Raw genomic sequence first — 22,638 nt, forward strand, 5'->3', positions numbered from 1 at the left:
ATTCCGCGCTCAGTTCACCTCGACCACCTTGCCGGGGTTGAGGATGCCCTTCGGATCCATCGCCTGCTTGATCGTGGCCATCAGCTGCCAGCCGTCGCCATGCTCGTCCTGCATGTATTTCAGCTTGCCCATGCCGACCCCGTGCTCCCCGGTCACGGTCCCGCCCAGCCGCAGCGCCCGCTCGGCCATGCGGTGTGCCAGCCGCTTGGCCTCGGCCAGTTCCTCCGCGCTGCCCTCCTCGATCAGCAGGGCGGCATGGAAATTGCCATCGCCCACATGGCCCAGGATCGGACCCATCAGCACGCTTTGCGAAATATCGTCCGCCGTCTCCCGCACCGCCTGCGCGAGCGCCGAGATCGGCACGCACACATCCGTCGTCACCGCCCGGCAGCCGGGGCGCAGCGCCTTGACCGAGTAGTAGGCATTGTGCCGCGCGTGCCACAGCTTCGCGCGCACCTGATGATCGGTCGACCAGTCGAAGGCCGATCCGCCGAACTCGTCGGCGATGTCGCGCACCGTCTCCGCCTGCTCGGCCACGCCGGCCTCCGAGCCGTGGAATTCCAGGAACAGGTGCGGCGTCTCCGGCATCTCGCGCCCGTCGGCGAGGTTCACGGCCCGCACGCATTCGGCGTCCAGGAACTCGATCCGCGCCATCGGAACGCCCATCTGCATCACCGCCTGCACCGCGCCCACCGCCGCGTCGATGTCGGGAAAGCCGCAGACCGCGCTCGCCGCCGCCTCGGGCTGGCCCTGCAGCCGCAAGGTCAACTCGGTGATGATGGCGAGCGTCCCCTCGCTGCCGACGATCAGCTTGGTCAGGTCGTACCCGGCCGAGGATTTGCGCGCCCGGCTTCCGGTGCGCACGATCCGCCCGTCGGCCAGCACCACCTCCAGCGCCAGCACGTTCTCGCGCATCGTGCCGTAGCGCACGGCGGTCGTCCCGCTCGCCCGCGTGGCCGCCATGCCGCCCAGCGAGGCATTGGCACCGGGATCGACCGGGAAGAACAGACCGGTCGCGCGCAGCTCGGTATTCAGCGCCTCGCGCGTGCAGCCCGGCTGCACCCGGCAATCCATGTCGCCCTGGTTGACCTCCAGCACCGCCGCCATCTCCGCGAAGTCGAGCGTGATGCCACCGCGCACCGCCAGCGCATGCGCCTCCAGCGAGGTGCCCGTGCCCCAGGCCACGATCGGGCAGTCATGCGCGGCACAGGTCTTCACGATCTCGCTGACCTCGTCGGTCGAGCGGGGCAGGATCACCGCGTCGGGCAGGATCTCGTCGAAATAGCTCTCGTTGCCGCCATGCAGCGCCCGCACGCTGTCGCCGGTCTGCACGCGGTCGCCGAAGCGCTTGCCCAGCTCCGCAATGGCCGATTGAATGCTCATATGTCCTCCCCCGGTTTAGACGCACCTTCTGCGCAGCCGCTTTGTAACTGTCAAAGGACGACCCATGACCGAAGGCCATGACGGCCCCTACCCCGCCCCGATCGAGACCGCGCCGCGCCGCGTTCCGGCCGAGTGGATCGACTATAACGGCCACATGAATGTCGGCTACTACTCGATCGCGATGGACCAGGCGCTCGACCGCATGTTCGACGCGCATCTCGGCCTCGGCGCCGCCTATACCGAACGCACCCGCCACGGCCCCTACGTCTTGCAGATGCACATGCACTACCTGGGCGAGATCCTCGAAGGGGAAAGCTTCACTGCCCGGTTCACCCTGCTCGACCACGATGCGAAGCGCCTGCACATCCTGGGCGAACTGGTCGTCGACGGCACCGTGCGCGCGCTCAGCGAACAGCTCATCATGGGTGTGGATCTGGAAACGAGGCGCAGCGCCCCCTATCCCGACTGGGCGCAGGCCCGCTTCGCCCGGATGCTCGCCGACCATGCGCACGCCCCGCGCCCGCCCCAGATCGGCAGGCCGCTCGGCATCCGGCGCTAGAACACCATGCCCCAGACTCGCCACAGCATGTAGACCGTGCCCGCCACGAAGACGTAGCCGATCAGCGCCAGCAACCCGTCGCGCCCCAACAGCGCCAGTCCGAAGGCCATGATCGCGATGGCCGCGGGCAACATCGCGAAGGGCACGAAGCCCAGGATATAGATCGACAGCGCCAGCAGCGCGCAGATCACCGAGATCAGCGTGCGCGCCGCGGCGTTATTCACGAACATCTTGAACCGGGTCTTGAGCAGGCGGTCGATCCGCTTTGCCCAGGGCCGCGCCTTGTCGACCGCGCCGCTCAGCTTTTCCCGCTCGATCTCCTTCTTCTCCAGGAAATCCGGGATCCAGATCCCGCCCGAGCCGAACCAGCTGTGGAAGATGAACAGCAGGATCAGCGTCGCCACCACGTCCGGCACGCCCGGAATGCCGCCCACGAACGGAATGATGAGGATGCCCGACAGCACCACCAGCACCGCGCCGAGCGAACGATCCTCGAAAGAATGGACCAGATCGCCCACGCTGGTCCCCTCCTCGTCGACGGTTTCACAGAAATCGTCGAGCACGTCTTCGAGCGGTCTGTTTTCCTTCGCCATGTGGTCCTCCTCGCACGGCAACGCGACAAAGGCGGCAAGGTTCGGCGCAATCGTGCCCGACGCCTGTTGCGCCGTGCCGCGACCGCGCGTAAACCACCGCCAATTTGCGCTCCATCTAGCCCGAGGATGCACTATGCCCAAGCGGACCGATATCTCCTCCATCATGATCATCGGGGCGGGGCCCATCGTCATCGGCCAGGCTTGCGAGTTCGACTACTCCGGCGCCCAGGCCTGCAAGGCCCTGCGCGAGGAAGGCTACCGCGTCATCCTGGTCAACTCGAACCCCGCCACGATCATGACCGATCCGGGCATGGCCGACGCCACCTATATCGAGCCGATCACGCCCGAGGTCGTCGCCAAGATCATCGAGAAGGAGCGCCCCGACGCGATCCTGCCCACGATGGGCGGCCAGACCGGCCTCAACACCGCGCTGGAACTCGACGACATGGGCGTGCTGGAAAAGTTCGGCGTCGAGCTGATCGGCGCCAAGCGCGCCGCGATCGAGATGGCCGAGGACCGCAAGCTCTTCCGCGAGGCGATGGACCGGCTCGGCCTCGAAAACCCCAAGGCCACCATCGCCAACTCGATGGAGGAGGCGATGGCCGCGGTCAACGAGGTCGGCCTGCCCGCCATCATCCGCCCCGCCTTCACGCTGGGCGGCACCGGCGGGGGCGTCGCCTATAACCGCGAGGATTACGAGGCGATCTGCCGCTCCGGCCTCGACGCCTCCCCCGTCAGCCAGATCCTGATCGACGAAAGCCTGCTGGGCTGGAAGGAATACGAGATGGAGGTCGTGCGCGACCGCGCCGACAACGCCATCATCGTCTGCTCCATCGAAAACGTGGACCCGATGGGCGTCCACACAGGCGATTCGATCACCGTCGCCCCGGCGCTGACCCTGACAGACCGCGAATATCAGGAGATGCGCAACGCCAGCATCGCCGTCCTGCGCGAGATCGGGGTGGAGACCGGCGGCTCCAATGTGCAATGGGCCGTGAACCCCGAAAACGGCCGCATGGTCGTGATCGAGATGAATCCGCGCGTCTCCCGCTCCTCGGCGCTGGCGTCCAAGGCGACGGGCTTCCCGATCGCCAAGATCGCGGCGAAGCTCGCCGTCGGCTACACGCTCGACGAGCTCGACAACGACATCACCGGCGTGACCCCCGCCAGCTTCGAGCCGACCATCGACTATGTCGTGACCAAGATCCCGCGCTTCGCCTTCGAGAAGTTCCCCGGCTCCCAGAACAACCTGACCACCGCGATGAAATCGGTGGGCGAGGCCATGTCCATCGGCCGCACGATCCACGAATCGATGCAGAAGGCCCTCGCCTCGATGGAGACCGGCCTCACCGGCTTCGACGAGATCGCCTTCGACAGCCGCGAGGCACTGGTAGCCGAGCTTGCCCGCGCCACGCCCGACCGGTTGCGCGTAATCGCGCAGGCCATGCGCGACGGCCTGTCGGACCTCGACATCCAGGGCATCACCGCCTTCGATCCGTGGTTCATCGCCCGCATCCGCGAGATCGTCGCGGCGGAGGAGACCGTGCGCGAAAACGGCCTGCCCGAGGACACCGACGGCATCCGAGAGCTCAAGATGCTGGGCTTCACCGATGCCCGCCTCGCCACGCTCACGGGCCGCACCGAGACCGAGATCCGCCATGCCCGCCACCGCGCCGGCGTGCGCGCCGTGTTCAAGCGCATCGACACCTGCGCCGCCGAGTTCGAGGCGCAGACCCCCTACATGTACTCGACCTACGAGGCCGACATGATGGGCGAGGTCGAGTGCGAGGCCCGGCCCACCGACGCGAAGAAGGTCGTCATCCTCGGCGGCGGCCCAAACCGGATCGGCCAGGGGATCGAGTTCGACTATTGCTGCTGCCACGCCTGCTTCGCGCTGACCGACGCGGGCTACGAGACCATCATGGTCAACTGCAACCCGGAAACCGTCTCGACCGATTACGACACCTCCGACCGCCTCTATTTCGAGCCGCTGACGCTGGAGCATGTGCTGGAGATCCTGCGCGTCGAGCAGGAGAACGGCTCGCTCCACGGCGTCATCGTCCAGTTCGGTGGCCAGACGCCCCTGAAACTCGCCAACGCGCTGGAGGCGGAGGGCATCCCGATTCTCGGCACCTCGCCCGACGCGATCGACCTCGCCGAGGACCGCGAGCGTTTCCAGGCCATGCTGGGCAAGCTCGACCTCAAGCAGCCCCGCAACGGCATCGCCCATTCCGAGGCGGAGGCCATGCAGATCGCGGCGGAAGTCGGCTACCCGCTGGTCATCCGCCCCTCCTACGTGCTGGGCGGTCGCGGGATGGAGATCGTGCGCGACACCGCGCATCTGGAACGCTACATCGCCACCGCCGTGCAGGTCTCGGGCGACAGCCCCGTCCTGCTCGACAGCTACCTCTCGGGCGCGGTCGAGGTCGACGTGGATTGCCTCTGCGACGGCACATCCGTCCATGTCGCGGGCGTGATGGAGCATATCGAGGAGGCCGGTGTGCATTCGGGCGACAGCGCCTGCTCCCTGCCGCCCCATTCGCTCGACGCCGACATCGTGGCGGAGCTGAAGCGTCAGTCCGAGGCGATGGCGCTGGAACTCGGCGTCGTCGGACTGATGAACGTGCAGTTCGCCATCAAGGACGGCGAGATCTTCGTGCTGGAGGTCAACCCCCGCGCCAGCCGCACCGTGCCCTTCGTGGCCAAGGCCGTGAACTCTCCAATCGCCAGCATCGCCGCGCGCCTGATGGCGGGCGAGATGCTCGGCGCCTTCGAGCTCAAACCGGCCGAGACCGACCACATCGCGGTCAAGGAGGCGGTCCTCCCCTTCGCCCGCTTCCCCGGCGTCGATACCCTTCTCGGGCCGGAAATGCGCTCGACCGGAGAGGTCATGGGCCTCGACACCAATTTCCCCCGTGCCTTCCTCAAGGCGCAGATGGGCGCGGGCGTGAAGCTGCCCGATCACGGCACCGCCTTCGTCTCGATCAAGGATGCCGACAAGGGCGCCCTGATGCTGGAGGCCGCCACTGTTCTCTTCGCGATGGGCTTCGAGATCCTCGCCACATCCGGCACCGCCGCCTGGCTGGCCGAGAACGGGATCGAGGCGACGCGCGTGAACAAGGCGCACGAGGGTCGCCCGAACATCGTCGACGCGATGAAGGATGGCCGCATCTCGATCGTGTTCAACACGACCGAGGGGGCTCAGTCGATCGAGGACAGCCGCGAGATCCGGCGCGTCGCGCTCTACGACAAGATCCCCTACTACACGACCGCGGCAGGCTCCCGCGCCGCGGCCCTCGCCATGCGCAACCGCCTCGAAGGCGACATCACGGTCACCCCTCTGCAAGCCCTCTGACCTCGGTCACGAACGGCTCCGCAAGCGCCCCCTCCCCCGCCCGCGGGGGAGGGCCGGGGTGGGGGTATCCGCCACAAGGCGACCGTTAACTCCCCGTTAACACCCGCCGACAACTGCCATACGCATGCCATACGCGTGCCATACGCATCGCATACACGGTTTTTCAGCGTTTCAGCGCCGCCACCACGGCGTCCGCACCCAGCGGATCCTCGGGCGCGGGGCGGTGGCTCAGCACATGCGTGGTGCGCTTGTGCAACGGCCTCTCCCCCCCACGCCCGATGCGCAGCAGCCGATACCGCCCCCCCGACAGCTCGGCCTGCACCTCTACCGCATCCGGCCCCGGCCGGACCAAGCCCCTGACTTCGAAGCGAAATCTCATGCCCTCCCGGCCGTCGAGCCAGATGGCGCCGAGGTGATCGTCAAGGGTCGGGAAACTGCTGCTGTCGAACACGGGTGCGATCTTTTCTTGATCTTCCTTAACTCCAGATTTCGCGGCAACGCGGTTCCTGTCAACCAGATATTGCGGTATTGTGACGGTCCGACCGAGATGCGAGGCCACCGGAAAAATCGAGACATGGCAAAGCTTTACTTCAATTACTCCACGATGAACGCGGGCAAGAGCACCGTCCTGTTGCAGGCCAGCTACAATTATCGCGAACGGGGCATGGACACGCTCCTGCTCACCGCCGATCTCGACCGCCGCGCGGGCGAAGGCCGCATCGCCAGCCGCATCGGCATCGGCGCCGAGGCCGAGACCTACCGCCCCGAGGACGATCTTTTCGCACGCGTTTCCAGTCACTTGGATGAGCGTAAGCTGGCCTGCATCTTCGTCGACGAGGCGCAGTTCCTGACCAAGGATCAGGTCTGGCAACTCGCCCGCGTGGCCGACGATCTCAAGGTGCCCGTCATGGCCTTCGGCCTGCGCGTCGACTTTCAGGGGGAGCTGTTTCCCGGCTCCGCCACCCTGCTGGCCCTCGCCGATTCCTTACGTGAAATCAGGACGATCTGCCATTGCGGGCGCAAGGCGACGATGGTCATCCGCCAGGACGAGGACGGGCGCGCCATCACCGAAGGCGCGCAGGTCCAGATCGGCGGCAACGAGACCTATGTGTCCCTCTGCCGCCGCCACTGGCGGGAGGCAACCGGCGACAGACAGGCCGCCGGTTAACCGAATCTCAACTCACGGCAGGTATTTCTGCGTGAAGCGGACGACTTTCTTCACCGTGTCGTTCTGGAACAGGCGCGGCACGTAATACTGCCCCGCCGCCCGCTTGGTGACCTCGGTCATCGTCGGATAGGGAGAGACCATGTTCGTCAGGGCAGAGATCTTCAGCCCGTTCGCGATGGCCAGCGCATAAGGCTGAATCAGCTCGCCCGCCCGCATCCCGACGACGGAGGCACCGACCGGCTTTCCCTTCACGACCATCACCTTGATCAGGCCCTCGGTCCGCCGCTCCGCCTGCGCCCGGTCGTTCTCGTCGAACTTGAATCGCAGCACCTCGACCGCGTCGCCATGCTCCTCGCGCGCCTGCGCCTCAGTCAGGCCGATCTGCGCGATCTCCGGGTCGATATAGGTGGCCCACGGAATATGCCCGGTCTTGGCCTTCGACGGCAGACCGAACAGCATCGAGCGGATGATGACGCCCGCGTCATACCCCGCCTTGTGCGTGAATTGCAGCCCGCCGGTCACGTCCCCGATGGCGTAGATCCGGCGATTAGAGGTGCGCAAACCGTCGTCTACTTTCACCGCGCGGTCATGCTCCACCCCCGCCTTGTCGAGGTCGAGCGAGCCGATATTGGCCTTCCGCCCCACCGCGACCAGCAGGTGCGAGCCGCGGATCGTGCGCCCGTCCTCCGACGTCACGCTCACCCCGCCGTCCGACGACACGGAGGCGACCTTGAACCCCTCCTCGATGGCCACGCCATCGGCGCGCACATGCTCCAGCGCGATCTCCACCAGCTCGGGATCGTCCTTGCCGAGCGCCTTGTCCCCCTCCAGCACCGTCACCGGCACGCCGAGCCGCGCATGGGCCTGCGCCATCTCCATCCCGATGGGACCGCCGCCGATGATGATCAGCCGGTCGGGCGTTTCGCGCAGGTCGAAGATCGTCTCGTTGGTCAGGTAGTCGACACCGTCGATTCCCTCGATCGGCGGCACGAAGGGGGAGGAGCCGGTGGCGATGACGAAACGGCGCGCCTCGATCACCGTATCGCCCGCCTGCACCTCGGTCTCGGAGATGAAGCGGCCATAGTCCTGTATGACCTTTACGCCCATCCCCTCGAACCGCTCGACGCTGTCATGCGGCGCGATGGCCCCGATCACGCCCGCGACGTGATCCTTCACCGCGGCGTAGTCGACCTCGGGCGTGACGGATTTTACCCCGAACACGTCGGAATTGGACTGCGCGTGCGCATGGTGGGCCGCGGCGATCATCGCCTTCGACGGAACGCAGCCGTAATTGAGGCAGTCGCCCCCCATCTTGCCGCCTTCGATCAGCACCACCTCGGCGCCCATCTGGACGGCCCCCGCCGCGACGGAGAGCCCGCCGGAGCCTGCGCCGAGGATGCAGATATCTGTCTTGATGCGGTTCATGTCTCAGTCCTCCACCGGCAGGGCGGACTTGCCCCGGACGGCCTTGATGATGATGGGAAGGGCGGCGAGCGCGCAGAGGCCCAGGATCGGCCCGATGATCTGCGGCTCGAAGATGATGCCGAAATCCGGCGTCTCGCCGCGGGCGAATACCTCGCCCAGACCGACGCCGACCCAGGTGAAGACGATGGAGCCGGGCATGATCCCGAAGAAGGTCGTGAAGGCGAAGTTGCGCAGCGACACGCCCACCAGCGCCGGGATCAGGTTCGCGGCGAAGAAGGGAATCGCCGGCACGAGGCGCAGCAGGAACAGGACCGATATCTCGTTGTCGCGCAACGCCTGCTTGATCTGCGCGACCTTGCCGCCCGACGCGTCCATCTTGGCCGCCAGCGACTCGCCCAAGCCCGCCTTCGCGGCGAGGAAGATCGCGATGGCCCCGATCGTCGCCCCCGTGACGGAGAACAGCACGCCGAAGACCAGCCCGAACAGGAAGCCGCCCGTCAGCGTCATGATCGCGGCACCGGGCAGCGAGAACGCGACGATGACGATATAGGCGACGATATAGACCAGAGCGGCCAGCACGTAGTTCTCGTCCCGCCAGGCGATCAGCGCCTCGCGATTGTCGCGCAGAGTTTCGAAGGTCAGGTAGTCGCGCAGGAAGACGAAGCCGAGAACGGCGACGACCAGTATGGCGATCAGCGGCAGGGCACGGCGGAGGTCGAAGCCCTTGTCGGGCGCGGGATCGGACATGGGGTTTCCTTTCGGGCAGATGGGGTGTCGTTGACTTGCGGGACATCTGCGGTTGGCGGCCACGGGCTGAAAGGGGCCTCACGCCGGGTTGACCCCGACCGCCAAAATGTTTCACCCGTGGCCTTCGACAAATCGACCTCGCGGCAATTGACTTCGCCAAAGGCCCGGCATAGTCAGGCGGCTCATTGAGACAACGGGTGACGAATCCGGCCATCGGGTCGTCACCGCCGCGCGCCCTCGAGGTCAGCCGCGGCCCGAGCTGAAGGCCCCCGCGGGGGATGAGGAGACTGAGATGAAGCGCACCTTCCAGCCCAGCAATCTGGTCCGCAAGCGCCGCCACGGCTTCCGTGCCCGCATGGCGACCAAGAACGGCCGCAAGATCCTGAACGCGCGCCGCGCCCGCGGCCGCAAGAGCCTCAGCGCCTGATAGCGCAGGCCATGACGGTTCAGCCGCCGGCCGCGTCGCCCGACCGGGACGATGCGTCGGCGGTTTCGTCATGCGCGGGTGATACACCGCGACAAACCATGTCGGTCCTGAAGGAGCGGCGCGATTTCGTCGCCGCTTCGCGCGCGCGCAAGCACGCGGCAAAGGGGATGATCGTGCAGATGCGCACCCGGCGCGCCGACGAGCCCTCTCCCACGTCCATCCGCGTTGGCTTCACCTGTTCCAAGAAGGTCGGCAACGCCGTCGCCCGCAACCGGGCCAAGCGGCGCCTGCGCGAGGTCGCGCGCGCGGTCCTGCCGGGCGAGGGCCGTGCAGGGCAGGACTACGTGCTGATCGGGCGCAACACGATTACGGCAGAGCGGGATTTCGAGGCCCTGAAACAGGATCTGCGCGACGCGCTCGCGCGCCTGCATCGATGAGCCCGCTCGCCCGGTTGCTCGCCCTGCCCGTGCAGGCCTACCGGACGGTCTTCTCCCCCTTTGTCGGCCATAACTGCCGCTACCAGCCGACCTGCTCGGCCTATGCGCTGGAGGCGCTGGAGCGGCACGGCGCCGTGAAGGGTGGCTGGCTCGCCGCGCGGCGCATCGCGCGCTGCCATCCCTGGGGCGGGTCGGGCATCGACAACGTGCCCGAGTGATGTCCCAACGGAAAAGGCCCCGGACGATGCCGGGGCCTTCGCTCGATCCGATCTTGCGCGAAGATCAGAGGCTTTCCTCGATCCAGCCCTGCAGCGCAGCCTTGGGGGCCGCACCGGTCTTGTTGCTGACGACCTGGCCGTCCTTGAACAGGAACAGTGCCGGGATGCCGCGCACGCCCAGCTGCGCGGGCGAATTGGGGTTCTCGTCCACGTTGACCTTGGCGATCTTCACGCGGCCCTCGTAGGCGTCGGACAGCTCTTCGAGCGCCGGGCCGATCTGCTTGCAGGGGCCGCACCACTCCGCCCAGAAATCGACGACGACGGGGATGTCGGATTTCAGGACGTCGGCGTCGAAGCTGTCATCGGTGACTTTCACGGTGGCCATGGCGGGGCTCCTTTCGAGCTGCATCAGGTATGTCTCAGGCGTCGGAGGCCAAACCTAGGGACGCCCCCGACCCCGGTCAAGGGAGGCGCACGCGACCCAGCGCAGCGGTCACCAGCGCATGCGGCAGCACATCCATCCGCCCGGTCGCTGTCCAGACCAGCGCCAGCTCGACGGGCACCGGATCGAAGGCCGGGCCGAGCACGGCGAGATAGGCGCCCATCTGCCGCAGCAGCGCCTCGGGTGTGTCCTCGACGCTCGCAGGAACGACGCGGTTCGACTTGAAATCGGCCACCAGCACACGGTCCGGCAGACGGACCAGCCGGTCCACCCGGCCCGTCAGGACATGGCCGCCGATGCGACCCGCGACCGCCGCCTCGGCCAATGCGTCCGGCCCGAACAGCGGCGCAAGGTCTGGCTCCGCCAGCAGCGCGTCCACCTCCGCCACGACGGCCGCTCGCAGGTCCTCGGGCAAGCGTGCCAACGCCGTGTCGCGCAGGATATCGGGATCGGCGGCACGCGGCAGGTGGTCGAGCAGATGGTGGATCACCTCGCCACGCAGCAGGGCGAGTGCGGTCTCGTCGCCCTCTCCCGGCAGCGCGTGCGCTCCGCCCAGATCGGAGGGGCGCAGCACGCTCTCCGCCTTGGGCGGCGCGACGATCTCCCATCCAGGGGGCGCGGCGGATGGCGTGTCCTGACCGGCCTCGGGCGTCGTGGTTTCCTCCGCTGGCCAGAGGTGGTCGAGCCTTCGCATCGAACCGTCGAGCCCCTCGATCGCATCCGCCTCCACCGGGTCGAGCGTCGCGAGGCCCGCTTCGACAAGATCGTACCAGGATGATGCAGATTTCCCGCGATTCCCGGCGCCCGCCACGATCAGCCAGTGCTCCGCCCGCGTGAGCGCGACGTAGAGCAGGCGCTCCCGTTCCCGCTGCTCGTCCTCCTTCTTCGCCGCCACCGGCCCGTCCTCGAAGGCGGTCTGCGGCGTCTCGCGCCAGACCGGGCCCAGCGGGGTGTCGAGCACGAGCGGCGCGCCGTGGCTGTCCCAGCGCCCGGTCTGGGGCAGGATCACCACGGGTGCCTCAAGTCCCTTCGCGCCATGGACCGTCATGATGCGCACCGCGCCGCCGCCCTCGTCGAGCTCGCGCTTGATCTCCAGCGTGTCGGGGGTCAGCCAGTCGAGGAACCCGCCCAGCGTCGGCGCCTCGGTTCGCTCGTATGCGAGCGCCTGGTTCAGAAGCTCGTCCAGCGCCTCCGCCGCTTGCGGGCCGAGGCGCGCGACCATGCGCCGCCGCCCGTCATGGCGGATCAGGATGCGTTCGAGGAACTCGTAGGGCCGGATGAAATCGCTCTCGTCGCGCAGGTCCTGCAGCAGCGCCGCCGCGTCCGCATGGGCCGGATCGTCCTGCAACCGCGCCAGCAGCCGCGTGCGACCACGATCATGCGCCAGACGAAACAGCGCGTCCTCGTCCACCTCGAACAAGGGCGAGCGCAGGGCGGCGGCCAGCGAGAGGTCGTCATCGGGCGTGACGGCGAAGCGCATCAGCGCCAGCAGGTCGAGCACCGCCAGCTCGTCCCCCAGCTTCATCCGGTCTGCCCCGGCGACCGGCACGCCTTCGTCCTTCAGGAAGTAGATCAGCGCGTGGAACATCGGCCCGCGGGAGCGAAAGAGGATCAGGATATCCGACGGGCGCAGGGGCCGCGCGCCATCCTCGCCGGGCATCGGCGTCCCCGCCCGCAGCATCGCCGCGACCTGCCGCGCGATGATCCGCGCCAGCCGCAGATCGGCCCGGTCGGCGGAGGGCATGTCGACGGGATCGTACCAGGCCCCCTCGCTGTCGTCCTTCTCGCTCTCGAGGAAGGGCCACAGGTCCACGCGTCCCGGCTTGTCCTGCGCGAAGGCTTCGTGGCGCACCTCCTCCGCCACGCCGCCGCGCCCCTCGACGGCGAAGACCGCATCGGTCAGGCGCAGGATCGGCGCGGCCGAGCGGAAGGAGACGTCGAGCGCCACGGGCGCGAAGGGCTTTCCCGCCGCGTCAAGCCGGTCCCGGAACAGGTCGCGCATCCGACCGAAGGAGGCGGGCTGCGCGCCTTGGAACGAGTAGATCGACTGCTTCTGATCACCCACGACGAACAGGGTCCGCTCGGCCCGTTCGACGCCCTCGCCCGCGTAGAATTCCGGCGTCAGCGCCTCGATCACCTGCCATTGCAGCGGCGAGGTGTCCTGCGCCTCGTCCACCAGGATATGCTCGATCCCGCCGTCGAGCTTGTAGAGCACCCAGTCCGCGATGCCCGGCTGCGTCAGCAACACATGCGTGCGCCGGATCAGGTCCTCGAAATCGAGCGCGCCGACCTCCGCCTTGGCCGCGTCGTAGCGATCGAGGAAGGCCCGCGCGAAATCGTGCAGGGCCTGCGTACGGGCGATCAGGGCGCGCGCCAACCGCGCGCGGCGTGCCTCTGCGACCCGCTCGGCCAGCGCGGTCAGCCGGTCCGCCTCGTCGCCCGCCAATGCCTTGGCCGTCGGCTTGTTCACACCGGCGAAGGGTTTTGGCCCGAACGGGTCCTTCGCGCCCGAACCGAACAGCGCCACCTCCTCAAGCGCCGCGACGGCCTTGTCCGGCGTATCGGCATTCAGGGCGCGCACGACCTTCGGCAACTTGTCGCGCTGCTCCGCCGGCGATCCGATCTCGGCCATCACCTCCGCCAGCCGCGCCAGCAACGCGCGGTCGGCATCGTCCACGACCGGACTCGTCGCGAGCGGGTCGAGTTCCAGCGCAGCCTCCAGCGCGGCTTGGTCGAGCGGTTCGGCGAAGGCGTCCCGCTCCTTGAGGATGCCCTCGATGACCGCCTGCGGCCCGTCGCCGGGACAGTGGCGCGCAAGGGCGGCGAAGACCTCCGGCTCCTCCTCCGCGATCCGGTCCATCAGGTCGGCCTGCAGCGCCTGCGCCTCCGGCTCGTCGATCTCGCGAAAGCCCGGCGACACCCCGGCCTCCAGGGGAAAGCGGCGCAAGATCGTGCCGCAGAAGGCGTGGATCGTCTGGATCTTCAGCTCGCCCGGCGTCTCCAGCGCGCGGGCGAAGAGCTGCCGTGCGTGGGCGAGGTCGACCTCTCCCGTCTCCTCCAACGCGGCGAGCTCGGCGCGCAGCTTCGCATCGGGCATCATCGACCAGGCGCCCAGCCGCGCGAAGAGGCGGTTCTTCATCTCGGCCGCCGCGGCCTTGGTATAGGTCAGGCACAGGATGTGCTCGGGCGCGGCACCATGCAGCAGCAGCCGCGCCACCCGGTCGGTCAGCACCCGCGTCTTGCCCGAGCCCGCGTTCGCCCCCACCCAGGCCGATCCCGCCGGGTCGGAGGCGCGGTTCTGCGCCCGGCTCGCCGCGCTCAATTCGACGGTCAGTCCCATGACCCCACCTTCATGCGCACCGGCTCCGCCTCGTCCGTCCACTCGCCGTAGCGTGAGAGGTGATCGTAGTCGGAGGGATACTTGATGAATTTCGGCCGCATCCGGGCGGGGTAGCCGACCTCGCCGAAATAGTGCCGTGACAAGAGCGCCTCCAGCCGCGCCCACACATCGGCGAGGCTGTCGGCACCCTCGTCGATTATCCGCACCGTGGCGGCGGAGTCGAGGCCGATATAGGCCAGCCGCTCGACCGCCTGCACGCCCAGCGACGCGAACCCGCCATCCCGCGCGATCGCGGCCTCAAGCGGCAATTGCAGGGCGAAGTTCTCGACCTCCGGCTGCGTGGGCGGCTTGCCGGTCTTGTAGTCGTAGATGCGCAGGCCTTTCGCGCCCCGGTCGATCCGGTCCGCCTTGGCTGTCAGCCGAAAACCGAGCGCGGGTATATCGCGCCCGCCCTCGATCTCGTAGGCGACGGGGGCGGCGTGCTCCAACCGCTCCACCTCCCCCTCGATCAGCGGATCGGCGATGCGCATCAGCCGCGCATGCCACAGCGCGCGCGTGGAGGGCCACGGCACGCGGGCCGACAGGACCTCGCGCGCCGCCGTTTCCAGCGCCTCGCGCGGCTCCTCGCCCGCGTGCATCGCCGGGACGAAGCGCTCCATCACCTTGTGCAGCACGTCGCCCCGTTCGAGCGCATCCGCCTCGCGCCCCGGCTGATCGAGCCGTCGCAAGCCGAGGATGTAGCGCGCGTAGATGGCGTAGGGATCACGAATCAACGTCTCGACCCCCGTGGCACCGAGCTTCGCGATCCGCGCCGCCTTGGGTCGCGGCGCGGGTCGGGGCGCGCGGGGCCAATCGTGCGAAGGCCGGTCGAGGGCCGCAGCCGCGCGCAGATGTGCCGCGCCGCGGGCCCGCATATCGTCCAGGGCCTGTTTTCCCGGATCGCCCATCCCGCCGATCAGGTTCGTCAGGCGGATCAGCCACCGGCTCGCCACGCTGGGGGAGCCGTCCGTCCGGGCAGCGCGGCTGAGGATGACCTCCGGCGCGTTCGCCGCGTTCTGCACATCATGTGCGGCGAGGCCCGTCTCGCGCTCGGGCATCGGCAGACCGAGCGTGCGCCGCATCCCGCGGCTTAGCCACGGATCGGGCGCGGGGCGTTCCGGCCAGATCCCCTCGTTGAGACCGGCGAGGATCGTCACGTCCGCTCGCAGCATCCGGGCCTCCAGCGCGCCGAGGATCGCGACGCCGGGATGCGGCAGGAAGGCGGCAGGGCGCACCATCGCGGCGCGCATCTCGGCATCCAGCAGGCGCATGAGATCGTCGCGCGTCAGGCCCGCCATCGCGTCGCTGGCCTGTTCCATCTGCAGGAACACCTGTTCGAGCGCCGCACCCGTCTCTTCGAGCCAGAAGCTGGGCGCGCCGCCGTCCACGCCCGCGGACAGGGTCGTCGCGACGCTGCGCAGCGTGGCGAGGACGACCGACGGCTCCGCATCCGCGCCGATCCTGGCCAGCGGGTCGAGCGCCGCGCGCAGCCAGGCCATCCAGGCTTGCGCCCCCTCATCGTTCTTCCGCTCGCGCGCCCAGTCCTCCAGCCGCTGCCAAACGACCTCGGGGGTGGCGAGCGTCTTGCACCCCGTCTGCAATCCGATGACGCGCCGCAGGTGCAGCCGCCGCGTCTCGCCAGCGCCGCCGATCAGCGGATGCTTGAGCAGGGCGACCAGCGCCGCGGGGTCGGGCGGGTCGCCGATCATGTCCATCATGAGCCGCATCGCGATGCCCGGCGGCACGAGGTGCAGGGGGCGGCCGGCGCTGTCATCCGGGATCAGCCGCCAGTGGTCGAGCGCCGCGCCGACCCGGCGCGACAGCGTCCGGTCCGGGGTGACGAGCGCGACGCTGCGGCCCTCCTCGACCGCCGAGCGCATGGCGCAGGCGATGGCGAGCGCCTCCTCCCGCTCCGTCGCGGCCTCGATCAGCCCCAGACCCGCCGTGGACTCCGCCAGTTCGGCCGCGCGTGCCGGGGCTTCCTCCAGCCAACTCGCCGTGACGGGCGCGGGGCGCAAAGCCAGCGAGATCAACCGCCCGCGCGCGGTGTTGCGGTCGGTCGCGACCCATTGGCCCAGGTCGGCGGGCTCCACGTCGAGGTCGAGCAACAGACGCGCCAGTCCCGCCTGCGGGTGGTCGGGAGAGGCGGCGACGCCGTCCTCGGCCCAGAACGCCTCGGGCAGGTCGGGATCGTGACCGGGCAACAGCACCGCGCCCTGCGGCAGGCGCAGCACCGCCGCCATCAGGCGCCGCATCCAGGGGCGGGAGCCGGTCGACCCGGCTATGATCACGGGATGTTCGGGCGGCGCGGCGCTCCAAGCGGCCTCCAGTTCCGTGACCGCCGCGTGACACGCGACTTGCGGGTCGACATGGCCTGGCTCGACCTCCGCGAGGATGGCGGGCCACGCCTCCACGACCAGCTTGAGGAATTCGAGCGACAGCTGCCAGTGCCGCGAGGCGTCCCCGACCTCCGCGTCGAGCAGCCGCTCGGGCGGCACGCCCTCCTCCTGCATCAGGTCGAGCAGGTCGAGCAGCCGGTCGGTCAGGTCGAACACCGCCATGCGCGGCGCGAGATCGGGCCGCGCCTCCACCAGCCCTCGCACCAGGCGCGCGACATGCAGCTTGCGCCGCAGCGGATCGACGGCGCGCGCGGTGGCGAAGCCGGTCAACAAATCCTCGACCCCGCCGATGCGCGGAAGCAACCCGGCGAAACGCCCGTCGCGCTCCATCCGCTGTTGCAGGCTGCGCTGCGCCCGGCGGGTGTTGAGCCGAAGCTCGACACCGGCACGCGCGAAGGGGTCGAGCCCCGACATGCGCTGCGCCAGCCCGTCAATCAGGCTGCCCGCGAAATCCGCTCCGGCCGGAAGGGCGAAGACACGCGGCCCCCCGGCGAACATCAGCACGCCTCCGCCAGCATCGCCTCCGCCACGCCGATGCCTTCGGGTGTGCCGACATCGACCCAGGGCGCGTCGCAGACCGTTCCGTGGAGCGTTCCGGCCGCGAGCATCTCGTCCCAGACCCGGTTGAGCGAATAGGGCGAGGCGCCGATGCGCGCGATCCGTTCGGTTCGCAGGATCTGCCAGCCCGAGTAGACATAGGGCGCGCTGTCGCGGTCGCCGCGCCGGACCAGCCGCTTATCCTCGGCCAGAAAGAAATCACCCGGCCCGGCATGCGCGCGACATTGGTCGCGCGGCACGAGGAGCAGGCAGGCCTCCATCCGCTCTGCCCATGCGGCGGACAGCGCCGCCAGCGGGTCGGCATGGTCGGCCCACACGGCATCGGGGTTCACCGTCAGCACCGGGTCCGCGTCCAGCAGCGGCAAGGCAAGGGCCAGCCCGCCGCCCGTCTCAAGAATCTCCTCCTCCCGCGACAGATGCGCCCGGTTTCCGATCGCCGCCGCCACCTTGTCCGCGTGGTGATGTGCGTTGACGACGATCCGGTCGATCCCCGCGCCCGCGACCCGGTCCAGGGCCCGGTCCAGCAGGCTGCGACCGGCGACCTCCAGCAGCGGCTTGGCCGTGTCGCGCGTGAGCTCGCGCATGCGGGTGCCGAACCCGGCGGCGAAGATCATGGCGGCGTCGGGCAGGCTCATCGCGCGGCCCTCAGCGTTTCACGCAGATCCGCCTCGGGCGCCGGCACCTGACGCTCGATCCAGGCGCGAAGCTCCGCCAGGTCGGGATGGGCGAGGTCGCGCTGCAGATGATCCCAGACCCGTGGCATGAGATCCAGATAGCTCGACTTGCCGTCGCGCAGCCACAGCCGTGCGAAGATGCCGAGGATCTTGATGTTGCGCTGCGCGCCCCAGGCGGCGTAGGCCGCGCGGAACTCGCGCTCGTCCGCGCCGCTGCGCGCCAGGTGACGCCGGATCATCGCCTCCCGCATCTCTTCCGTGGTGTCGCGCCGCGCATCCTCGAGCAGCGAAACGAGATCATAGGCCGGATGCCCCGCCAACGCATCCTGGTAGTCGAGCAACCCGACACGGCCCACGCCGTCGCGATCCGGCAGCCAGATCAGGTTCTCCGCATGATAGTCGCGCAGGACCACCGCCCGTGTCGACAGATGCGGCAGCAACGCCCGCGCGACGGCCGCCTCGAACGCGACGATCCGTGCTGCATCGCAGGCCCGCCCCGCGCCAGTCAGATACCAGTCCGTCAGCAGTCGCGCCTCGCGCAGGATGGTCGACAGGTCATAGGGCGCGAGCCCCTCCGTCCCCCGACCCTCGAGATCTCCGAGAAGGTCCACCGCCGCAGCGTAGAGCGTGGTCTCGTCCGCCGTCGCGGCGACGCGGGCATAGAGGTCGTCGCCCAGATCCTCCAGCAGCAGGAAGCCGCCGTCCTCGTCCCGCGCGATGATTTCGGGGGCGCTCAACCCTCGGGCACGCAGCAGTTGCGTGACCGCGACGAAGGGCCGGACATCCTCGCCCTTCTCGGGCGGCGCATCCATCAGCACCACGGCGCGCGGTCCCGCGACGCGCATGTAGCGCCTGTTGGAGGCATCGCCCGCCAGCAGCGCGATCTGCGCCCCCGCCCAGTCGGTGCCCGCCACGAAAGCGTGCATCCGCGTGTCGCGATCAGTCATTCGGCACCGCCTTTCGCGTCCAGTCCCATCCGTCCCCATAGGGCCGCAGGGTCGCGCGACGCCCGACCCCGACGATTTCCAGCGCGATCTCCAGGCACCGTCGCGGTCTCTCGGCCCCGAGGCGTTCCGGCCATTCGATCAGATGCATCACCGTGTCGTCCTCGAAATCGATGCCCAGTTCCGCCAGTTCCTCGACCGAACCGAGGCGGTAGAGGTCCATGTGCCACATGGTGCCGCGCGCGGTCTCGTATTCCTGCACCAGCGTGTAGGTGGGCGAGGGCACCTCCTGCCCCGGACTCGTCAAGGCACGGATGATCGCGCGCGAGAGATGCGACTTTCCCGCACCGACGACGCCCTGCATCAGGATCGCGTCTCCCCCGGCCAGCCCGTCCGCCAGCGCCGCGCCGAACCGATCGGTCGCGGCCGTGTCGGGCAGATCGATGATCAGCGGCGGGCTATCGGAAGGTTTCGGCGACATGCTTTCCGTCTATCAGACGGCCACACCTTCGCAAGCCGGATCGGATCGCGGCGGCGAAACCCGCGGCAGGTCCAGAATGGCGAGAGGGATGGTCGCGTCGATCCTCAGCGTGCCCCCCTCCGGCAGGAACAACTCTCCACCCACATCCGCGAGGTAGCGCCGCAGCAGCGTGATGGGGAGGGTTTCGGCGATATCGGACAGGCCTTGCGTCACGTCCGGGCAGCGCAGCGAGATGACCGCCGCGTCCGGGCGGCAGCACAGATGGATCGCCACGCACGTTTCCGGCTCCAACGTATCGGAGGCGGCGAGCAGCAGGTTGCGCACGGTCCGCCGCACCAGATCATCCATCCGGTGCACGGGGATGTCGCGATCCGGGGGCGGCAGGTCCACCTCGATCCCGAGGTCGGGATGGGTATTACCGAATTGCGAAACGCCGTCGCGCAGCAGGTCCGAAAGCGTGGGAACATGCACATCGACCCGTGGCGCCAGCGTCAGCATCGTCGCACCGCCGGTCAGATCGCGAAGCTCCACCGAGGTCGCACCCTGCGTCGCGCGCAACAGCACGCCATCTGAACCATCCGCCGTATCGCCCGCACGCGGATCGGTCACGAACTGGCGCAAATCGTCCCAGATGCGGCCTTCGCCGAACTGCTCTGCGCATCGCCGTGCCACCTCGCGAATCGCGCCCGCCCCGGCGAGCTTCGCCTCCTCGGCATTGTCGAGCAGGGCGCGGAAGGCTGCGTTGGCGAAGGGCATCGCACCGCTGACATCGAAGATCGCCTGGGCATCCGGTTGCAGGTCCAGCGCGGCGTCGCGCAGTTGCATGCCTTCGCGATACTGCTGCTCGAGCGTGACGGCAGGCGTGATGTCTTCCAGCAGGAACGCGATCGCTCCTTGCGGATGCGGGCGGCCCACGATGCGCAACGTGCGCCCCGAGGACTGGACCCAGACTTCCGAAAATTCGCTTGGCCCCCCGTCCCGGCCCAGCTTCACCAGCTGCTCGCGCCATTCGCGGAAATCGCGTCGATCGGGCAGCGTCTGCCGCTCCCGCAGGTGGTTGAGGAAGGCCGGCAGGCTGGGCCGACCCGCCAGCCAGGCCGGATCGAGCCGCAACAGCTCGGCCAGCGCCGGATTGAACAGTCCCAGCTCGCGCGCCTTGCCGAAGATCGCGAGCCCGATCGGCAGGTGCGCAAAGGTCTCGGTCAACGTCTCGACGAAGCGGTTGAGCGCCGCCTCCGCCTTGACCAGCCGGTCGACCGGCACGGCATGCAGGAGCGCCTCCCCCTGCCCGGCGGGCGTGATGTGCAGATCGTAATGATGCGGCGCTCCGCCATCGGTCGCCGCGACCTCGACTCGATGACAGCCGTCCAGTTCGTCGCGGCTCAGCTCCGCCCCCCGGCGGCGCAGTTCGACGGGTATGCCCTCGCAGCCCGCACGGGCATTCGTGCTTCGGACCGATTGCGCGGCATCGAGCGTCCAGCTCAGGATCGGGGCCGCCTGCAACAGCGCTGTCGCATCGTCCTCGCCGCTGCCCGCAGCCCGCTGGGGCATTCCCAGGGAAACCACCGACACGAATGCGAAGGCCCCGCGTACCTGCCCCGCGATGTCGAGCGTGCCGCCCGTCAGGGCACCGCATTGCAGCTGGAAAGGCGATCCCGTGCGCTCCAGCTCCGACAAAGCGGTGCCGAGCGTCGGACGATCCGCGGCCGACACCTGCTCGCAGAATGCGGGCAGGCCAAGTGTCGCGGTACCCGTCACGTCCCGCAGCATAGCGCGGTCGAGCCTGAAGATCCGCTCCCGCCGGGCGAGCGACGCCGAATCGCCGATCTGCCCGGCTTGGGCACGAAGGGTCCACAAACGGCGGGCGAGCAGGACGAGGCTGACCGCCCCCACCAGCAGCAGGCCCAGTACCGGGTTGTGGATCCATTCGCTTGACGACCCCAGCATCTTCGCGCTTCCTCCCCGTCCAGACCCCCATATGGCGCCCGAATGGTTAAGGGAGCGTTAAGCGACCCGTTAACGATTTCGTTGGTTCTCGCCCAGCGCCGCGCGCGACCTGTCGCCGACGGGGGCGATCGACTCGCGCGGCCAGACGACGTCGACCACGGCACCCGGGGCGCGGGCGAACTCGGCGGCGCCCTCGATCTGCCGACGCCGTCGCGACACATGCGCGTTGGCGAAGGTCAGCTTCGCGCCCGAGCGTTCCAGCAGGGTCTTGGCGATGAACAGCCCCAGCCCCATGCCCTGATAGCCCGGCCTGCGCCCGCGCCGCCGGCGCGCAAGGAACGGATCGCCGAGACGGCCCAGCAGCTCGGTCGGGAAACCCGGCCCGTCATCGCCTACCGCGATCCTCAGCCGCTCCAGATCCCAGGTCGCGTCGACCCAGACCGTCGTCTCGGCGAAATCGACCGCGTTCTGGATCAGGTTGCGCAACCCGTGCACGACCTCGGGTGCCCGGCGCACCACCGGCTGCCGATCGGTCGGATCGACATGGGTGATCCCGTCGAGCCGCCGGATCACCGCCTTGCCGCGATCGAGATGCGGCCCCGCCGCCTCGTCGATCAGAACCGACAGCGGCACGTAGCGCAGGTGCAGGTCATCCTTCCCCGCCTGCCCCATGTCGGCGAGGATCGTGCGGCACCGCTCGGCCTGCGCGCCGATCAGGCGCACGTCCTCGAACAGGTGCTCGGGAATGCCGTCGGTGTCCTCCAGATCGTCCGCCAATTCCGCCGCCGTCAGCTTGATGGTGGCCAGCGGCGTGCCCAGTTCGTGCGCCGCAGCGGCCACGACCCCGCCCAGCGAGGATAGACGCTGCTCGCGCGAGAGGGCCATCTGCGTCGCGATCAGCGCCTCGGACATGGCATGGTTGTCGCTCGTCACCTTGCCGGCGAAGATGCCGAAGAACGTCGTGAAGACGGACACCGACAACCACATGCCGAACAGGTAGATGTCGGGCAGGTCCATCACCGTCCCGCCCGCGGCCATCAGCGGCCGATACCAGAACAGCATCAGCGAGGCGAGCGCGATGGCCACCAGCCCAAGCGTCATCGTGTGGCGGACCGGCAGCGCCGTGGCCGCGACCACCACCGGGCCCACGATCATCACCACGAAAGGATTGGTCAGCCCACCGGTGATCGCGAGGATCAGCGCGAGCTGCACCACGTCGAACAGCAGGATGGAGAAGGTATAGCCCGCGGCGAGCCGCTTGTTCTCCGGCAGGACGATCGCGCCGATCAGGTTGACCGCGACGGACAGGGCGAGGATCGACAGGCACGCCGCGACCGGCAGGTCGAAACCCAGCGCGTAATTGCCGAACAACACGGCGGCGAGCTGACCGCAGATCGCGATCCAGCGCAGGTTGAAGACGGTCCGCCAGCGCACCCAGTCCCGGCGCGACGGCGTCGCCTCTATCCCGGTCTCCGCGACTGTGCTCACGAGGCGACCGGGAC

Annotated in this window: 19 protein-coding genes; 6 read left to right on the forward strand and 13 right to left on the reverse strand. The window is 68.8% G+C overall.

Annotated elements, in window-relative coordinates; translation table 11 throughout:
* Positions 1 to 9 precede the first annotated feature (9 nt).
* A complete protein-coding gene (locus tag RX333_RS11790) occupies positions 10 to 1,383 on the reverse strand; it encodes an FAD-binding oxidoreductase (RefSeq protein WP_316015142.1) in 1,374 nt (457 codons plus the stop codon).
* Between the two features lie 64 nt (positions 1,384 to 1,447).
* On the opposite strand from RX333_RS11790, the gene RX333_RS11795 reads away from it, so the two are divergent.
* The gene (locus RX333_RS11795) at positions 1,448 to 1,942 is read left to right on the forward strand and encodes a thioesterase family protein (protein ID WP_316015143.1); all 495 of its coding nucleotides are present in this window, start codon (positions 1,448 to 1,450) and stop codon (positions 1,940 to 1,942) included.
* Here RX333_RS11795 and RX333_RS11800 read toward each other — a convergent pair.
* Positions 1,939 to 2,535, reverse strand: a complete 597-nt coding sequence (locus RX333_RS11800) for an exopolysaccharide biosynthesis protein (protein WP_316015144.1) — start codon at positions 2,533 to 2,535, stop codon at positions 1,939 to 1,941. The two genes, RX333_RS11795 and RX333_RS11800, sit on opposite strands and share 4 nt — an antisense overlap.
* Positions 2,536 to 2,668: 133 nt before the next feature.
* Between RX333_RS11800 and carB the strand changes: the two genes are divergently transcribed.
* Positions 2,669 to 5,890, forward strand: a complete 3,222-nt coding sequence (gene carB / locus RX333_RS11805; protein ID WP_316015145.1) for a carbamoyl-phosphate synthase large subunit — start codon at positions 2,669 to 2,671, stop codon at positions 5,888 to 5,890.
* A 163-nt stretch (positions 5,891 to 6,053) separates the two neighbouring features.
* On the opposite strand, the gene RX333_RS11810 is transcribed toward carB, so the two are convergent.
* Positions 6,054 to 6,269: a hypothetical protein gene (locus RX333_RS11810; protein ID WP_316015146.1), complete on the reverse strand. Its 216-nt coding sequence runs from the start codon at positions 6,267 to 6,269 to the stop codon at positions 6,054 to 6,056.
* 195 nt (positions 6,270 to 6,464) lie between these two features.
* On the opposite strand from RX333_RS11810, the gene RX333_RS11815 reads away from it, so the two are divergent.
* Positions 6,465 to 7,058 (forward strand): thymidine kinase, encoded by a 594-nt coding sequence (locus tag RX333_RS11815; protein WP_316015206.1) that lies wholly within the window; start codon positions 6,465 to 6,467, stop codon positions 7,056 to 7,058.
* A 12-nt stretch (positions 7,059 to 7,070) separates the two neighbouring features.
* On the opposite strand, the gene RX333_RS11820 is transcribed toward RX333_RS11815, so the two are convergent.
* Together RX333_RS11820 and RX333_RS11825 are read right to left on the reverse strand one after the other, a co-directional pair.
* A complete protein-coding gene (locus RX333_RS11820) occupies positions 7,071 to 8,483 on the reverse strand; it encodes a dihydrolipoyl dehydrogenase family protein (RefSeq protein ID WP_316015147.1) in 1,413 nt (470 codons plus the stop codon).
* 3 nt (positions 8,484 to 8,486) lie between these two features.
* Positions 8,487 to 9,230 carry a TVP38/TMEM64 family protein gene (locus tag RX333_RS11825; protein ID WP_316015148.1) on the reverse strand — a complete coding sequence of 248 codons (744 nt, stop codon included), beginning with the start codon at positions 9,228 to 9,230 and terminating at the stop codon, positions 8,487 to 8,489.
* A 292-nt stretch (positions 9,231 to 9,522) separates the two neighbouring features.
* Here RX333_RS11825 and rpmH point away from each other — a divergent pair, with 292 nt between their 5' ends.
* From rpmH to yidD, 3 genes are read left to right on the forward strand one after another with little or no spacing between them, the layout of a single operon-like run.
* Complete coding sequence (gene rpmH / locus RX333_RS11830) at positions 9,523 to 9,657, forward strand: 50S ribosomal protein L34 (protein ID WP_196102053.1); 135 nt, start codon at positions 9,523 to 9,525, stop codon at positions 9,655 to 9,657.
* Positions 9,658 to 9,668: 11 nt separating this feature from the next.
* The gene (gene rnpA / locus RX333_RS11835) at positions 9,669 to 10,094 is read left to right on the forward strand and encodes a ribonuclease P protein component (RefSeq protein WP_410056070.1); all 426 of its coding nucleotides are present in this window, start codon (positions 9,669 to 9,671) and stop codon (positions 10,092 to 10,094) included.
* Positions 10,091 to 10,312: a membrane protein insertion efficiency factor YidD gene (yidD, locus tag RX333_RS11840; RefSeq protein ID WP_316015150.1), complete on the forward strand. Its 222-nt coding sequence runs from the start codon at positions 10,091 to 10,093 to the stop codon at positions 10,310 to 10,312. The genes rnpA and yidD overlap by 4 nt, the downstream gene beginning before the upstream one ends.
* Before the next feature lie 64 nt (positions 10,313 to 10,376).
* On the opposite strand, the gene trxA is transcribed toward yidD, so the two are convergent.
* The 8 genes from trxA to regB form a co-directional block, all read right to left on the reverse strand.
* Positions 10,377 to 10,697, reverse strand: coding sequence for a thioredoxin (trxA, locus tag RX333_RS11845; RefSeq protein ID WP_316015151.1), 321 nt, complete (start codon positions 10,695 to 10,697; stop codon positions 10,377 to 10,379).
* A 76-nt stretch (positions 10,698 to 10,773) separates the two neighbouring features.
* The gene (addA, locus tag RX333_RS11850) at positions 10,774 to 14,094 is read right to left on the reverse strand and encodes a double-strand break repair helicase AddA (RefSeq protein WP_316015152.1); all 3,321 of its coding nucleotides are present in this window, start codon (positions 14,092 to 14,094) and stop codon (positions 10,774 to 10,776) included.
* Positions 14,085 to 17,030, reverse strand: a complete 2,946-nt coding sequence (gene addB, locus RX333_RS11855) for a double-strand break repair protein AddB (protein ID WP_316015153.1) — start codon at positions 17,028 to 17,030, stop codon at positions 14,085 to 14,087. Before addB ends, addA begins: the two co-directional genes overlap by 10 nt.
* Positions 17,030 to 17,725 (reverse strand): nucleotidyltransferase family protein, encoded by a 696-nt coding sequence (locus tag RX333_RS11860; protein ID WP_316015154.1) that lies wholly within the window; start codon positions 17,723 to 17,725, stop codon positions 17,030 to 17,032. Before RX333_RS11860 ends, addB begins: the two co-directional genes overlap by 1 nt.
* On the reverse strand, positions 17,722 to 18,711 hold the full coding sequence (locus RX333_RS11865) for an aminoglycoside phosphotransferase family protein (protein ID WP_316015155.1): 990 nt from the start codon (positions 18,709 to 18,711) through the stop codon (positions 17,722 to 17,724). The genes RX333_RS11860 and RX333_RS11865 overlap by 4 nt, the downstream gene beginning before the upstream one ends.
* Positions 18,704 to 19,189: a tRNA (adenosine(37)-N6)-threonylcarbamoyltransferase complex ATPase subunit type 1 TsaE gene (gene tsaE / locus RX333_RS11870; RefSeq protein ID WP_316015156.1), complete on the reverse strand. Its 486-nt coding sequence runs from the start codon at positions 19,187 to 19,189 to the stop codon at positions 18,704 to 18,706. The genes RX333_RS11865 and tsaE overlap by 8 nt, the downstream gene beginning before the upstream one ends.
* Before the next feature lie 12 nt (positions 19,190 to 19,201).
* Complete coding sequence (locus RX333_RS11875; RefSeq protein WP_316015157.1) at positions 19,202 to 21,136, reverse strand: PAS-domain containing protein; 1,935 nt, start codon at positions 21,134 to 21,136, stop codon at positions 19,202 to 19,204.
* Between the two features lie 69 nt (positions 21,137 to 21,205).
* Positions 21,206 to 22,624 carry a sensor histidine kinase RegB gene (gene regB, locus RX333_RS11880; protein WP_316015158.1) on the reverse strand — a complete coding sequence of 473 codons (1,419 nt, stop codon included), beginning with the start codon at positions 22,622 to 22,624 and terminating at the stop codon, positions 21,206 to 21,208.
* Positions 22,625 to 22,638 lie beyond the last annotated feature (14 nt).

The sequence above is a fragment of the Roseobacter sp. HKCCA0434 genome, assembly GCF_032464675.1.
Lineage (GTDB): Bacteria > Pseudomonadota > Alphaproteobacteria > Rhodobacterales > Rhodobacteraceae > Pontivivens.